This window comes from Providencia sp. PROV175 (assembly GCF_032707045.1).
Lineage (GTDB): Bacteria > Pseudomonadota > Gammaproteobacteria > Enterobacterales > Enterobacteriaceae > Providencia > Providencia hangzhouensis.
Genome location: NZ_CP120533.1, coordinates 1945063 through 1960775, shown reverse-complemented (window position 1 = coordinate 1960775; position 15713 = coordinate 1945063). Strand labels below are relative to the sequence as shown.

The window sequence follows — 15713 nt, the reverse complement described above, 5'->3', positions numbered from 1 at the left end:
AATATCACATAATATTATGATGTTAATAGGCTACACGCTTTATCTTAAATAATTCTTAACGGGTAAAAAAATAGCGCCTCAAGGCGCTATTTTTGAATCTAATTCTGGACATATTCAAAATAGTTCGTGTTGTAGCAAGGCGCCGAGCAAAACGAGCATGGGGAGTATACATAAGTATGTGACCCATGTCGTTTTGAGAACGCAACGCAGCTACAGCGCGAAATATGAAGAATATTGTTAAACGTCGCTCATTTGCGGCATAGGCCGCTTAAACATACGTGTCAGTACAGCCATATAGACCAAACCAACTGCCGTCCAAACCAACCCGTAAACCATTGAATCTTCTTCAATATTTAGCCATAACACACAGACTGTTAATGTCCCTATGACAGGCAAAATCAAATAGTTAATGATATTTTTAGCCCCAGTCATACGGCGTTCACGAATAAAGAATTGGCTGATAACCGAGATATTCACGAAGGTAAACGCGATTAGTGCACCAAAGTTAATTAATGCAGTCGCAAAATCCATTTCAAACCAGATAGCGCCTAGTGCTAAGAAACCAACCATTAATACGTTGTATGCAGGAGTGCGCCACGTTGGGCTAACATAACCAAATACTTTTTCTGGGAATACCCCATCACGCCCCATTACATACATCAAACGCGCACTACCCGCATGAGCCGCCATACCTGACGCTAATACCGTAACACATGAGAACACCAGAATGATTGACTGGAAGAATGTTCCAGCAACAAAACGCATAATATCTGGTTGTGTTTCATTGATATTCTTAAAGCGTGATACATCAGGGAAGTATTGCTGTAAGAAGAAAGAAACGGTAATAAAGATAACCCCACCAATTAACGCAGTTAAGAAAATAGCACGCGGGATAACTTTACCCGCATTTGGCGTTTCTTCTGACAATGAGCTTAATCCATCAAAACCTAAGAATGAGAAACAAAGAATTGTCGCCCCAGCTATCAGCGGGATCACTTCGGTTTTTTCATTAGCAAATGGGTTAAAGGTCCAAATTTCTCCTGTACCTTCACCGTTAGAAACACCGTGGATCACAAGCCCCGTAAACACCACCATGACACCCACTTGAATGATGGCAATGACGGTACTTAAGTTTGCAATTACGTTAATCCCACGTAAGTTGGCTGCAGTCATTAAAATAACCAGCCCAACAACGAAGATTGCCGGTTCCACATTAGGGAAAATATCTTGTAAATAAATTTTAGCCAATAAGATGTTGATCATTGGCATAAAAATATAGGACAACAAGGATGTCCAACCCACCAAGAAGCCAATATGTGGGCTCATTGATTTTTGGGCATAAGTGTACGCTGAACCGGCTGATGGGAAACGTTTCACCAATTTACCGTAGCTCAGAGCAGTAAACAGTATCGCAGCAAGTGCAATAATGTATGAAGTTGGAACATGTCCACCAGTTTTATCTGACACCATTCCGAAGGTATCAAATATCGTCATTGGCTGGATATACGCAATACCGATCATCACTACTTGCACCAATGTTAAGGTTTTTGCAAGTTGTACGCGGTTATTCGCACCCGTTTGATTGTGACCGATGTCTAATGGAATTGGAGTATTATTTTGCACGTCTAAGCCCTCCCATAACTTTCGATTGCATACTACTTCGGCTTAATCGACAGTTACTGGGAAGACTTTGCATCTGCCTATAGGCAGAGAAAAACGAAGAAAGGGAGAAAGGCGTGTGAGCGAAGCCACCGAGAGCCCCGTAGTCATCGATACGGCAGCCGCCAGCGCCTGGCCCTGCTGCGAATGCGAAAAAGTAAGCCATAAAAGCATTCCTCAAATCGGTAGCGAAAAATGTTTGCTACACGTAAATATTAAAATTATCTCTCCGGCTCTATGTCCGGCCCCGCTAGAATGAACGTTCCTAAAAACAAAAAAACCGATGCTTCATTTGATTAAGCATCAGTTATTTTTTAGTTCGCGCATTTTGCACGCCATAACCACAAATAGCAAGTTAAATTGTTAACAAATCACCCTATTTTCCATGAGAAATTTTGATTATTTCTGACTTTTTGCCCTATCTGCTTATATCTTTTTTTCTGAGCGTTTTTATCAGATTTTAATCAGCAAAAAACCCTTTGGGGAAGCCAAAGGGTTTGGATTAATCGAGATTAATTATTCGATTAGAAGTTGTAGTTGATACCGATATTGTAGCGACGGCCTTCTAATTCGGCACCGTAAGTCGCATTATCGATTCGGCGATCTAAGACGTTATAGACACCACCAACAATGTTCGCGTTTTTGTTAAGCTGATAACTCGCACCTAAATCAAATAAAGCATAAGATGCTGTACCACTTGAAATTTTTTGTCCACGACCTTGGTATTCAGAGGTTTTACCACGGAAATTCATACGCGTCCATGTTTCTAAATCTTCAGTAGTTTGCCATGTCAGAGTGGAGTTAGCCATATGTTTAGGCTGTTTATTTAATGGCTTACCTTTATTTACACCACTTTTTTGTTCAGTATCAGTATAGGTGTAGTTAGCTGCAAAGCTTAAGTCATCCACAATACGCCAGTTGAAAGTTAGTTCAACACCGCGCATTCTTGCTTTATCAACGTTTGCTTTGTCACTAATAAAACGATATGGTTTTCCAGGTTTATCACCTTCACCATCTTGAGCTACTGTACATGCTCTTACTGTGCTACTATTTTCTTCACAACGCCTAACTTCAGTAATTTTATCTTTAAAGTCAGTGTTATAGATAGTTATCCCTGCGGTAATATTATCTTGGTTATTCCAAATAACACCAATTTCTTCAGTAATACTTTTCTCTGGTTTCAAATCAGGATTACCATAAATAACGGCATTTCCTGCGCTACCGCCTGTTGCTTGTCCCCAGTTTGCAGACGATTCACGTAAGCTTGGTGCTTTATAACCTGTAGTTACCCCGCCTTTAATGGTCCACTGTTCATCAGCATGCCATACACCATACAGACGCGGAGTCCAGTGTGAACCGTAGTTTTCGTCTTTATCCATACGGATACCGCCCGTTAATGCAAAATCATTCGTCATTAACCATTCATCTTCTGCAAATAACGCCCAGCTGTATCGTTCAAGCTGATTATACTGTTTGAATTTATTACCTTCGTCTTTCAACTTCTCTTTACGATATTGACCGCCAATACTTAAACTATGATCCCCCAGTAAAAAAACGCTTTGATTACGGAAAACAAGGTCTTCTGCCGTCATTTTACGGCCTGGGTTTTTTGTCTCATCGTATTGAACATAGGTATCTGTTGAGGCAATATCATAAATACCCGTATGGGTTAATGCCATATGAGTCAATTCATATTTGCTAAAACCGCTACCGTCACCTCTTTTGCTAGTATAACCTTCGCGGTCATCACGGTGTTGGTTATCACGTTTGAACTCTGCATCGAAGGTATTTTTGTCATCTGGAGTTAACGATACCGTCGCTCCGCCACTTGCCATAATTTGGCGGTTAAAGCCATTAATGATTTTATCTTCACCACGATGTGAATATTGACCTTGTAATTTTACACCTAATAAGCCATCAATTAATGGACCTGATGTATAGAAGCTGCCTTGCCCTGTATTACCTGAATTTTTACGTTCCGTAATTGTTGCGTCTGCACGTAAACTGGTCGTCCACTCTTGTTGAACACGACGAGTGATAATATTGATAACCCCTCCCATCGCATCTGAACCGTACAGCGATGACATTGGGCCACGTACTACTTCAATACGCTCAATGGCGGGTAATGGTGGTAACCAACCTTGTTCAATACCTGAACCGTCACTATTTGGGCGAGTGCTGCGTGTATCAACGCGTTTACCGTCGATTAAAATCATGGTGTATTTTGCATCCATACCACGGATGCTAATATCAGAGCTACTGCCGCCACCGGTGACTAAAACACCCGGTACATCTTTTAATGCGTCAGTTACATCACGATAAGCTTTAGTTTCGAGTTGTTCGCGAGTGACTACAGAAATAGACGCAGGTGCATCTTCAATTTTCTGTTGATAACCTGATGCTGTTGTTACATAGATTTTATCTTTACTGTCATCAGCAAATGCAGGCGCCGCAGCAATAGCCGCAATAATGCTAATTGCCACTTTTCTTTTATTAAAAACAACCATTCCCAACTCTCCAAGAGATATTTTGTTTTATATATGAATTGATTTGCTCACATTGATTTCATTGAATCAAAAAATATTTTTTATTATTGGGGTATTTAAATACCCATAGGAAATTCATGGTAAAAACCATTATATAATTCAATTAAATTTCCTGTGGGTAATTACTATTAATTAAGATTTTATTTTTTAATATTGCGCCCTCTATATTTTATTTAATGTGCTTGCCAAGTGCTGCAAGCACACTATTCTATTACTATATTAACTTGCTAATTTATCAACCAGCCCATCTATTAGGACTTGTGGCACACCTTGCGAACAACGTTCAATACGACCCCGCACGCCATAAACCTCAGCAAGGCTTTCGGGGGTAATAACCTCAGCGGGTTCGCCTTGAGCAATTAAATTACCTTGTTTCAACATTAATACATGCTCCGCATGTTTGAGCGCAATATTAATATCATGAACCACCACAACCGTGATTATATTTCGACGTTTCGTCTCTTTTGCGACTAAATCCATCACATGATATTGGTAATTTAAATCTAACGCACTTAAAGGCTCATCTAATAACAATAAGTTGGGTTGACGAATTAAAGATTGTGCCAAACCCACTAATTGTTTTTGACCACCTGAGAGTTGGTCTAAATAACTTAACGCCAAATGCTCAATACCCAATTGACGTAATAACCCCATCACTTCGTCTTTACTATTCTCATTCCTCAAACCGCCTGAAGCACGTTGAGCAACAATCACTGACTCTAAAACATACAGGTGCACACCAGCAGGTAACGTTTGCGGTAAATACACCACATTTTGTGCTCGCTGGGCAAAACTCTGTTGGGTTAAGTCTTGACCATCCAGTAATAACTGCCCTGTTGCCTTATTTAACCCCGCCAACGAACGCAATAATGTGGATTTGCCACTACCATTTGGCCCAAGTAATACCGTGATCTTGCCGCGAGGCAAGATATCCGTCGATAGGTTCTCAATTACGGGACGTTTAGGGTAACCTGCATTAAATTGGTTAATAATCAGGCCACTCATGATACGTTCCCTCTATGACGCAAAATAATACTTAGGAAGAACGGTACACCAACCAACGAGGTCACGATCCCAACAGGGATAATCACACCCGGAATAATATTCTTCGACGCTATTGAGGCCATGGATAAAATTAACGCCCCAATTAATGCACTTGCAGGCAGATAAAAACGGTGATCTTCACCAAAAATCAACCTTGCTATATGTGGCGCAACTAAACCAATAAAGGCAATAGGACCGACAAATGCCACTGCTAGCGCCGATAAAATACTAATGCGTAATAACGTTGTTAACCTTAAACGGCGCACATCAATACCGAAACTGATCGCCCTATCCTCACCCAACCTTAAAGCCGTTAGCTTCCATGAACTCATCATGGCAATTGGGAAAATAAGTGCGAAAACTAATGCCATCACCCCAAGTTTTACCCAAGTCGCTTTTGATAAACTGCCCATCGTCCAAAAGACTAAACCCTGCAAGGTATCTTCTGTTGCGATGAATTGCATCATGGAAACCAATGCATTAAAGGTGAACACAAGCGCAATACCAAACAGTACGACACCTGAAGTTGCTACACGCGTCCAACGAGTGACTGCGTCTAACATCAGTGCGGCTAACAGGGCAAAAATAAAGGCATTGGCTGATATCACCCATTGGTCAGGCACGCCTGGAATTGCAATCCCTGAAACAATCGCCAATGCGGCACCAAAAGCCGCCGCATTAGATACCCCTAGTGTAAATGGGCTCGCTAACGGGTTGTTGAGGATAGTCTGCATCTCAGCACCAGCAAGTCCTAATGACATACCAATCACCACGGCCATCAATGCATATGGCAGACGGATATCCCAAACAATGACTCGAGTTCCTGCATCAACTGCTTCTGGGGTCATTAAGGTTTGCCATAAGCGTTCAAGGGATAACCCTGAAGGACCTAAGGTGAAATCAATAACCAGTGATAATAAAATCGCAGCGACGATAACAGCTATCCATGTCAATCGACGGCGTAACATATTTTGATAATGTTGTTTTACATTGTTGTCAGCCTGAATCGCTGCTTTTTCAGCCGCAACTATTGGCTCGCTCGTAATACTCATCAATTCTTACCCATTTTCATTACTTTTCGCTGACCCAATATACACCTGTTGGTTCGATAGCGAGAAACTCTCTATGTAATTCATCCAGTGTTTTTTGCGGTTCAAGATCGGTAAATTGTTCTGGGTAAAACCATTTGGCGAAAACTTGCGTCGCAATCACATTGTATGGAGAGTTATAGTAATTGTGCCAGATAGCATAATCTTGCTTATCTTTTATGGCTGATAACGAGCTAATCCCTTTACGTTCAGTAATTTTTTTCAGGCTTTCTTGTGCATCAGCTAATGTGCTTTGTGCGCCTAATTGAACGCCTGCATCTTTACTACCCGGCGCTTTTGCACCAGATGCAATGTAAATATTTGGGTCCGCAGCAATGATTTTCTCTAAGTTCATCGTACCAAGCGCGCCCGGCAAAACGCCTTTAGCAATATTTTTACCACCAGCTAAATCAATAAAGTTCCCCATATTTCCATCGCCCGCGGTACCACAGCAATCTTCAAATGCTCCTGCACGTAATTCAATAAAAACACTTGGTTTTTTATCTTCTGGTATTTTAGAAGTAATATCAGTGACTAATTTTTGGTTTCTTTCATAAAAATCGACATACTTATTTGCTGCCTGTTCACGATTTAATGCTTTGCCAAGTAAACGCATACTAGGCAAGGTGTTTTCCAGTGGTTTATCACGGAAATCCACAAATACAACAGGTACGCCGGCTTTCTCAAGCTGGTTAACTAATTCACTATTTTTTCCCGGCCCATGGCCTGACAAACCAAAAATCGCAATATCAGGGTTTAGGGTTAATACTTTTTCTGAACTGACGCTATCTGCGCTGGTATTACCAATCAGTGGAATATTGTCAATTTCAGGGAATTTAGCTTTATAAACAGCGTAGGTTTGAGGGTCTAGTTTTCGAAGGTCACCTTGCCAACCGACAATTCGGTCAATAGGTTTATCACCTTCCAGCAGAGCTATTGCACTAAACAGGCGCCCTTCACCTAACAAAATGCGATTAACATTATCAGGAACCTCAACAGTACGGCCTGCAATATCAGTCACTGTTGCAGCCCAAGCGCTCATACTGGCACTTGCTAATAACGCTAAACTTATTCCTTTTACTACCGACCTAGCTACAGACTTCTTGGCTACCGACGACATAGTATTAAGCTCCACTCTTAACCTCATTGACTTACTTTTTTTTATGCGGTAACAATAAAGCAAATAAGAATACTTATCAATACGATTATTAGTTTAATCATGGCTTTCATCAATAGAATTATGTGACCATCATCGTAAACCTAAACATTCAGCCTATTTTACCGCCAAAATGCAGGTTTATTGCGCTATATATAAAAAAACAGCACCCTATTAAGAGTGCTGTTATTGATGATAGATATTTAAAAAAACTATTTATCTAAATTTTCGCGGTAACTTGGAAAGCTCATGTCTTTATAACGGATAAACGTCGTTTTCTTCGCTATCTTATAACCAAACCAAATTGCTAAAAATAACGGAATTCCAATATAAGTTGCGGTAACCCCTACCCAATCAATTTTATCTTCTAAAAAGGCTTGGTAGTTTTGGCCTAATGTAATTGTTAAACACAAAATAAAGGCAAAAATAGGACCAATTGGGAAAAAACCTGAACGATAAGGTAAGTCATTAAGATCTCTCCCTTGTGCAATATAGCCTCTACGGAAACGATAATGGCTAATTGCAATACCTAACCAAGCAATAAACCCTGTCATTCCCGATGTATTTAATAGCCACAAGTACACCGTCTGGTTTCCAAACATGGAACTCAAGAAACATAAGCCCGCAATAACCGTCGTTGCTAACAAAGCATAACGAGGTACGCCACCTTTAGATAAACGGGCGAAAATACGCGGCGCTTTGCCTTCTCGGGCTAAGGTATACAACATACGCGTTGATGCGTACATACCGGAGTTACCTGCCGATAATACCGCTGTTAAAATAACCGCATTCATGACTGCTGCCGCAGATAATAAGCCTGCATTTTCAAATACTAAAGTGAATGGGCTTACACTAATATCTTTGACATCATTACGCAGTAAGTTTGGATCAGTGTAAGGAATGATCAAACTAATAATTAAGATTGCAAAGATATAGAATAACAAGATACGCCAAAATACTTTGCGCACGGCTTTTGGAATATTTTTAGCGGGGTCTTTCGATTCACCCGCAGCAATACCGATTAATTCAGTTCCTTGGAATGAGAACCCAACTATCATTGCCACGCCAATCATTGCTGAAAAACCACCAGCAAAAGGTGCATCACCAATTTCCCAATTATGCCACCCGGCATTTTCCGCACCGCTCATGATGCCAAAAATCATTAATACGCCGACAACAATAAAAATGACGACCGTGGTGACTTTTATTAATGAGAACCAGTATTCAGCCTCACCAAACCCTTTAACCGAGATGAAATTCAGTAAGAAAATAATGGCGAGGAAGATTGCGCTCCAAATCCAACCGGGCGTATCTGGGAACCAGTAGGTCATCACCAATTGAGCGGCAACTAAGTCAACCGCAATGGTCACGGCCCAGTTGTACCAGTAGTTCCACCCAAGTGCGAAACCAAAGCCTTCATCGACATATTTTGCACCATAAGTTGCAAATGAGCCCGAAACAGGCATATAAGCAGCTAACTCGCCCAAACTGGTCATCAAAAAATAGACCATTAAGCCAATGATAGCATAAGAAAGGAGTGCTCCACCGGGACCTGCTTGTGCAACCGTTGCACCCGATGCAACGAATAAACCGGTACCGATAGATCCACCGATAGCAATCATCGCAAGATGGCGCGCCTTTAACTCACGGCGTAGTCTTTGTGGGCCGCCCTGCGAGATAGTATTGGTATGTTGTTCTGACATTTGTTCCCTGCAATTTATTATTCAGCTAATATCGCATGGATTCTAGCAAAATAGGCTGTGAGAACTAAGCAACTCTTCACTGTTATAAGATACCTTCATAATTCACACAAAATTATAAGTAAAACGCGTTATTGCCAAATACCCCCCATTTCTATTGAAAGAATATCAAAAATAGAATGAGGTATTTAACTAAGACGAAAAAGCGCAGCCAACAAGGCTGCGGCTCGATATATGGCGAGTATTACTAGTTGCAATAAGACAACAGGTTAGTAATCGCGTTCGAAAGATGCTTTTGACGGTGATAAATCAAGTATAGCGTTCTTTCTAAATGAAGTTCGTCTATTTTTAATTCGACTAGAGAGCCATTTTCTAATTGCTCTTCGATCACTCGGCGTGATAAACAGCTTATGCCTATTCCGTAACGCACTGCATGTTTAATCGCTTCTGAATTACCTAGCTCCATTAAAATATGAAAGCCGGGAAGATGTGCAAATAATAGTTGGTCAAGGACATCTCGCGTACCTGACCCCCTTTCACGCAAAATCCAAGGCGCATCACGCAAATCTTTTAAAGAGATATTTTTATTCGCTAATGGGTTTTGAGGTGAAACAAAAATAACGAGTTCATCTTTTAACCATGCTTTAGAAATTAACTCAGGGCTATGGCAAACACCTTCAATTAACCCAACGTCCGCTCGAAACTCCATAACGGATTTAATGATTTCTTCTGTGTTACTGATAAAAAGCTCTAAAGGTATATCCGGGTGATCATGACGATAACCCGCTAAGACTTCTGGCAAAATATAATTACCAATCGTCGTACTGGCAGCAAGACGCACAGCCCCCATCTCTTTTTTAAATAATTGCTCGACCTCTAACCCTTGCTCTAATAATGCTAACGCTTTGGGATAAAGCAGCCTTCCGTGCTCATTTGTAACAAGTCGTTTACCCACACGGTCAAATAATTGAACGCCTAATTGGCCTTCTAAATCCGTTAGGGATGCGCTGACAGCTGATTGTGAAAGCGCTAATAACTGAGATGCCTGCGTCGTGGAGCCACTTTTTAATACTTCCGTAAAAACCTCAAGTTGCCTAAGTGTAATTCGCATAAAGGTAAGCCCCAACGTGATTTTTAGTATTTGTAATAATAATGTTAATATTAACGATTTATTCGCAATATTCCAGAAGAAACTTATAATCTATTTTGGTGGTAGATTATATAAAGATAATCAATTTAAATTATTATTACTTTTGTTATATCCTTATTACTAAATCTTATAAGCGGTAATAAAGAGCATCATCATGAATAAAAGTGACACCAACACCCTTGAGCAGAACAGTCAGAACCCTATATTAAAACTCATACCAGGTATTATTTTAGCTGGGCTCCTAACTGCTATTGCAATTTACCTCGGTGACCAACCCTGGTTTATGGATATCGGTTTAGGTGCATTAACCCTCGCAATATTATTAGGAATTATTGTAGGGAATACTTTTTATCCCGTAGCCAGTCAATCTTGTGATGCAGGCATTAAATTTGCCAAACACTATTTCCTACGCGCTGGTATTATCTTGTATGGTTTTCGCCTTACTTTCCAGCAAATCACAGACGTCGGAGCCACTGGTGTCATTATCGATGCTTTAACATTAACATCAACATTCTTACTAGCGTATTGGCTAGGTAAAAAAGTGTTCGGTCTTGATGAAGAAACAACACTATTAATTGGTGCTGGCAGTAGTATCTGTGGCGCAGCCGCGGTCATGGCAACTGAGCCTGTCGTTAAAGCATCCGCAAGTAAAGTCGCGGTTGCCGTTTCAACCGTTGTTATCTTTGGTACGATTTGTATCTTTGTTTACCCTTGGATTTACCAATTAAACGCACACTTTGGTTGGTTTCCGGCAACAGAAGAAACCTTTGGAATTTACATTGGTTCAACAGTACATGAAGTTGCACAGGTTGTTGCAGCAGGCCATACAATTGGTACAGATGCAGAAAATGCCTCTGTTATTGCCAAAATGATCCGTGTCATGATGCTTGCGCCTTTTCTCATTATCTTATCGGCTTTCTTAAGCCGTAAAACAGCGGCTAACCAAACAACCAATAGCCCAAAAAGCAAAATTACTATTCCTTGGTTCGCTGTATTCTTTATTGTTGTTGCAGGTTTTAACTCACTCAACCTACTGCCTCAAGTATTAGTGCAACAAATCATTGCGTTAGATACAATTTTACTCGCAATGGCAATGGTGGCTTTAGGGCTGACTACCCATGTTAGCGCTATTCGCCAAGCGGGTATTAAACCCTTGTTAATGGCGCTGATACTGTTTGTTTGGTTGATAGTTGGCGGGCTATTAATTAACCTACTGATTCAAAACATTTTTTAATCTACATTTTCCTCGTTTTTAGCCACCTTAACTGGTGGCTTTTTTGTTGATTTCATTTATTCACTTATTAATGGCATACTCCAATAAAAAGGAGTCAAAAATGAAATATATTGGAGCACATGTCAGCGCCTCAGGTGGCGTTGACCAAGCCGTTATTCGCGCACATGAAATCAATGCAACCGCTTTTGCATTATTCACAAAAAATCAGCGCCAATGGAAAGCCGCACCGTTAAGCGAAGACGTTATTAAAAAATTTAAAGATAACTGCAAGAAATATGGGTACGGCAAGCATCAAATCCTTCCTCATGACAGCTATTTGATCAATCTAGGTCACCCCGAATTTGAAGCTTTAGAGAAATCTCGTGTCGCTTTTATCGATGAGATGCAACGCTGCGAACAATTAGGTATTGATTTACTTAACTTTCACCCAGGTAGTCATTTAAAGAAAATTGAAATTGACGATTGTTTAGCTCGAATTGCTGAATCTATTAATATTGCCCTTGCTGAGACCGAAGGCGTGACCGCTGTAATTGAAAACACGGCGGGACAAGGCACTAACTTAGGCTTTGACTTTACGCATCTTGCAAAAATTATTGAACGGGTGAAAGATAAAAGCCGTGTAGGCGTTTGTATTGATACTTGCCACGCATTTGCCGCAGGTTATGACCTACGCACGGCCGAAGATTGTGACAAAACATTCGGCCAATTTGCAGAGATTGTCGGGTTTGAATTTCTAAAAGGAATGCACCTAAATGATGCTAAAAGTGAATTTGCCAGCCGCGTTGACCGCCACCATAGTTTAGGTGAAGGAAACATAGGCTTTGCGCCATTTACTTACATTATGCAAGATAACCGCTTTGATGGTATCCCATTGATTTTAGAAACCGTTAACCCCGATATTTGGCCGCAAGAAATTGCATGGCTCAAAGCACAACAAAATAGCTAATTATTTGCATTCTAATAACCAAAAACCCCTGCATTTATCATGTAGGGGTTTTGGTTGAAACTAACGCACTATAACGATTTCATTTCAATTTTAGCCATCATATCCGCTAATTTGTTTCTATTTTTTAAACCGACATCTGGCTGAGAAACGGATAGTGCAGAAATTGCGGTCGCCATACGTAACGTATGCTCGCTGGACTCTCCATTGAGTAACCCATAAGCTAGCCCTGCTACCATCGAGTCACCAGCCCCAACCGTGCTTATCACTTCACAATGTGGCGGTTTCGCCAGCCAAGAACCCGAAGCATTAACCCACAAAGCCCCTTCTTCCCCTAATGAAATAACAACATGAGAAATTCCTTTGTCTCTTAACTCATGCGCTGCGGCTACAACATCTTGTAAATCTGGCAGTTTTCGGCCAACCCAACTTTCTAATTCATGACGATTAGGTTTTACTAGCCATGGTGACGCTTTCAAACCTGCCTTTAAGGCTTCTCGGCTACTATCGAAAATAATACATGGGCATAATTGGCGAAGGCGAGTCATCCAGCGAGTAAATTCTTCTGGGTCAATACCACTCGGTAAACTTCCGCTCACCACAACCATATCGAAATGGCCTAACCAGTTGAGCGACTCTGTCGAGAAACGGTTCCAATCTTCTTTACTAACTTCAAAACCTGAAAAATTGAAATCAGTCGATTCCCCGTTATTTTCAGTGAGTTTCACGTTAATTCGTGTACGCCCTGGCACCATACTAAAGCGATTAGCCATACCATTTTCACTGAAAAAATGTTGGAATTCTTCTTGGTTATCCTTTCCCATAAAACCACTAACGGTGATATCAATACCTAAGTCGCGGAGCACTTTTGCGACATTGACACCTTTACCACCCGCATTGAGGCTAGCGGTTTTGACTAAATTGACTTCACCAACTTCGATAGTAGAGCATAAGCCCACAAGGTCGTAAGCAGGATTTAATGTAATTGTAGCAACCCGGCGAGTCATAACCACTAATCTCCCTTATCATGATTATCGTGTCTTTAAATTTAATTATAGTTATAACATTAAAGCATATTGTTTTCAGTGATATTTGTACTTTTTCCTGCTTGTTTTTCTACACGATTATGTCAGGATCAGCGCGCTAAAAAATAAAACAATAAGGAGAAGATATGTCTGAGCCTACCAACGTCGTCGTGGGTGTCGGTGTTCTAATCACGAACAAACATGGGCAAATTTTAATGGGTAAACGCAGCAGTAAACATGCGCCCTATTGGTCTATTTTCGGAGGTCACGTTGACCCAGGTGAGTCTTTTGAAAATTGTGCCATTCGCGAAATAAAAGAAGAAATTGGTATTGATATCCAAGCCCCCACCGTTTTTGGCATCAGCAATAATTTACAAACTTATCAACAAGAAGGTAAACATACGGTTTCTATTTGTATGCATGTTGAATATAGCGGTGATGTTGAGCCTCGAATTATGGAAGCAGATAAATGTGAAAACTTAATGTGGGTTTCACCTGATAAGCTCCCAGAGCCTCATTTTGAAGCTAGCCGCAATGCTGTTGACCTCTGGCTTACACAACGTTTCTATCACCACAAAGCCTAATCAAGTGTAAACGTACAACATCCTCTTTTTGTACGTTTATCATCCATCCCTTTCTAATTACTCATTTTTCCCTATTTTATTCCATTTACTATATTTACAATACTGCACTCTTGCCGTATCATTTAGCTAGTACAGTGAAACGATATATTTAGGAGCCACCATGGCTATTGATGGAACAACACAACAAAAAAATCCTTCTATATTAGGAGGTGCGATGATCATTGCCGGTACTGCGGTGGGTGCGGGTATGTTTTCAATTCCTATGGTGACTTCCGGCGTATGGTTCACAGGCTCTGTCATACTGTTAATTTATACCTTTATTTGCATGTTACTTTCTGGGTTAATGATTTTAGAAGCTAATATGAATTACCCTGCGGGTGCTAGTTTCCATACAATGGTAAAGGATTTATTAGGTTCAACTTGGAATTCAATTAACGGCTTATCCGTTACTTTTGTGCTTTATATACTCACTTATGCCTATATTTCTGCGGGCAGCTCTATCATCGCAGCAAACCTGTCAGAAAAAATACAGATACCACAAGCGGGTGCAGGCTTTGTTTTTGCTTTCATTGTTGCTTTTTTTGTATGGCTTTCTACACGTGCTGTCGACAGGTTAAGCACCATTTTAATTGGCGGGATGGTAATCACCTTTATCATGTCAATCGGTGGGATGGTTTCCACTGCATCGCCCGCGATTTTATTTAACCAAACTGAGCAAAGCGAAAGCCAATACCTCCCCTATGCCTTAGCCGCATTACCTTATTTATTAACCTCTTTTGGTTATCATGGTAATGTCCCTGGATTAGTAAAATATTATAATAAAGATAGCCGTAGTGTTGTTAAGAGCCTCGTCTATGGTGCCACAATCACTGTTGTTATCTATATTTTATGGCAGTACGCTATTCAAGGAAATATTCCAAGAACGTCATTTATTGAGATCAGAGAAAACGGCAATAATATTGATGCATTACTGGCTCAAATGAATATTTCCACCCAAAGTAGTTTTATCTCTCAATTTTTGAACCTGTTTTCGTACATGGCTCTAGCTAGCTCTTTCTTAGGCGTGTCTTTAGGGTTATTTGATTTTATTGCTGACTTTTTCAAATTTGAAGATAATAAGTTTGGCCGTCTTAAATCTGTCGCAGTCACATTTTTACCACCAACAATTCTCGCTTTAATTTTCCCTAATGGGTTTATTTATGCGATTGGTTTTGCCGGGTTGGCTGCCACTATTTGGGCTGTTATTGTCCCTGCCTTGATGGCAAGAGCCAGTCGTAAACGTTATCCAAATAACAGCTATAGAGCACCAGGAGGAAGCTTTATCATTGGCTTCGTGATCCTTTTTGGTTTAGTTAATGCGGTGGCTCATTTATTGTCATTGTCTGGCTTACTTCCTATCTACTAATCATTTCAGTATGAATATAGCCCACGGGTTATATTCATACTTATTGCCTTATCCAAGAACTGTATTATCTAAAATTGTATTTTCCAAAAATTTTTCACCGAAAATTGACTTTAGCATCTTGCCTAATTCCTTATCTGCGAGTAATTTTGTCGCACTCTTTTTGACAACCCCAAAGAAGG

The 15713-nt window shown here is 40.5% G+C and carries 13 protein-coding genes; 4 read left to right on the top strand and 9 right to left on the bottom strand.

The window, feature by feature from the left end; genetic code table 11:
- Positions 1 to 237: 237 nt before the first annotated feature.
- The 8 genes from P3L44_RS08565 to yieE all read right to left on the bottom strand — a co-directional run bounded on the left by P3L44_RS08565 (position 238) and on the right by yieE (position 10304).
- The gene (locus tag P3L44_RS08565; protein ID WP_272662193.1) at positions 238 to 1623 is read right to left on the bottom strand and encodes an APC family permease; all 1386 of its coding nucleotides are present in this window, start codon (positions 1621 to 1623) and stop codon (positions 238 to 240) included.
- Entirely contained in the window at positions 1613 to 1825 is a 213-nt protein-coding gene (locus tag P3L44_RS08560; protein ID WP_004253162.1) for a hypothetical protein, read from the bottom strand. The genes P3L44_RS08565 and P3L44_RS08560 overlap by 11 nt, the downstream gene beginning before the upstream one ends.
- 358 nt (positions 1826 to 2183) lie before the next feature.
- Entirely contained in the window at positions 2184 to 4166 is a 1983-nt protein-coding gene (locus P3L44_RS08555) for a ligand-gated channel protein (protein WP_272662194.1), read from the bottom strand.
- Positions 4167 to 4424: 258 nt separating this feature from the next.
- Positions 4425 to 5213, bottom strand: a complete 789-nt coding sequence (locus P3L44_RS08550) for an ABC transporter ATP-binding protein (RefSeq protein WP_109911588.1) — start codon at positions 5211 to 5213, stop codon at positions 4425 to 4427.
- Positions 5207 to 6301, bottom strand: a complete 1095-nt coding sequence (locus P3L44_RS08545; protein ID WP_094960414.1) for a FecCD family ABC transporter permease — start codon at positions 6299 to 6301, stop codon at positions 5207 to 5209. Before P3L44_RS08545 ends, P3L44_RS08550 begins: the two co-directional genes overlap by 7 nt.
- 19 nt (positions 6302 to 6320) lie before the next feature.
- Entirely contained in the window at positions 6321 to 7484 is a 1164-nt protein-coding gene (locus tag P3L44_RS08540) for an ABC transporter substrate-binding protein (protein ID WP_410480048.1), read from the bottom strand.
- Between the two features lie 221 nt (positions 7485 to 7705).
- Positions 7706 to 9196: an amino acid permease gene (locus P3L44_RS08535; RefSeq protein WP_140172543.1), complete on the bottom strand. Its 1491-nt coding sequence runs from the start codon at positions 9194 to 9196 to the stop codon at positions 7706 to 7708.
- Between the two features lie 244 nt (positions 9197 to 9440).
- Positions 9441 to 10304: a DNA-binding transcriptional regulator YeiE gene (yieE, locus tag P3L44_RS08530; protein WP_125891229.1), complete on the bottom strand. Its 864-nt coding sequence runs from the start codon at positions 10302 to 10304 to the stop codon at positions 9441 to 9443.
- A 193-nt stretch (positions 10305 to 10497) separates the two neighbouring features.
- Between yieE and P3L44_RS08525 the strand changes: the two genes are divergently transcribed.
- Positions 10498 to 11577, top strand: a complete 1080-nt coding sequence (locus P3L44_RS08525) for a YeiH family protein (protein WP_140172544.1) — start codon at positions 10498 to 10500, stop codon at positions 11575 to 11577.
- A gap of 100 nt (positions 11578 to 11677) precedes the next feature.
- Entirely contained in the window at positions 11678 to 12523 is an 846-nt protein-coding gene (gene nfo, locus P3L44_RS08520; protein WP_140172545.1) for a deoxyribonuclease IV, read from the top strand.
- Positions 12524 to 12591: 68 nt separating this feature from the next.
- Here nfo and fruK read toward each other — a convergent pair whose 3' ends face one another.
- Complete coding sequence (gene fruK, locus P3L44_RS08515; protein ID WP_004253135.1) at positions 12592 to 13527, bottom strand: 1-phosphofructokinase; 936 nt, start codon at positions 13525 to 13527, stop codon at positions 12592 to 12594.
- A 164-nt stretch (positions 13528 to 13691) separates the two neighbouring features.
- On the opposite strand from fruK, the gene P3L44_RS08510 reads away from it, so the two are divergent.
- Together P3L44_RS08510 and mtr are read left to right on the top strand one after the other, a co-directional pair.
- Positions 13692 to 14129, top strand: a complete 438-nt coding sequence (locus P3L44_RS08510) for a nucleotide triphosphate diphosphatase NUDT15 (protein ID WP_140172546.1) — start codon at positions 13692 to 13694, stop codon at positions 14127 to 14129.
- 160 nt (positions 14130 to 14289) lie between these two features.
- Entirely contained in the window at positions 14290 to 15534 is a 1245-nt protein-coding gene (gene mtr / locus P3L44_RS08505; protein WP_140172547.1) for a tryptophan permease, read from the top strand.
- Positions 15535 to 15713: the final 179 nt, after the last annotated feature.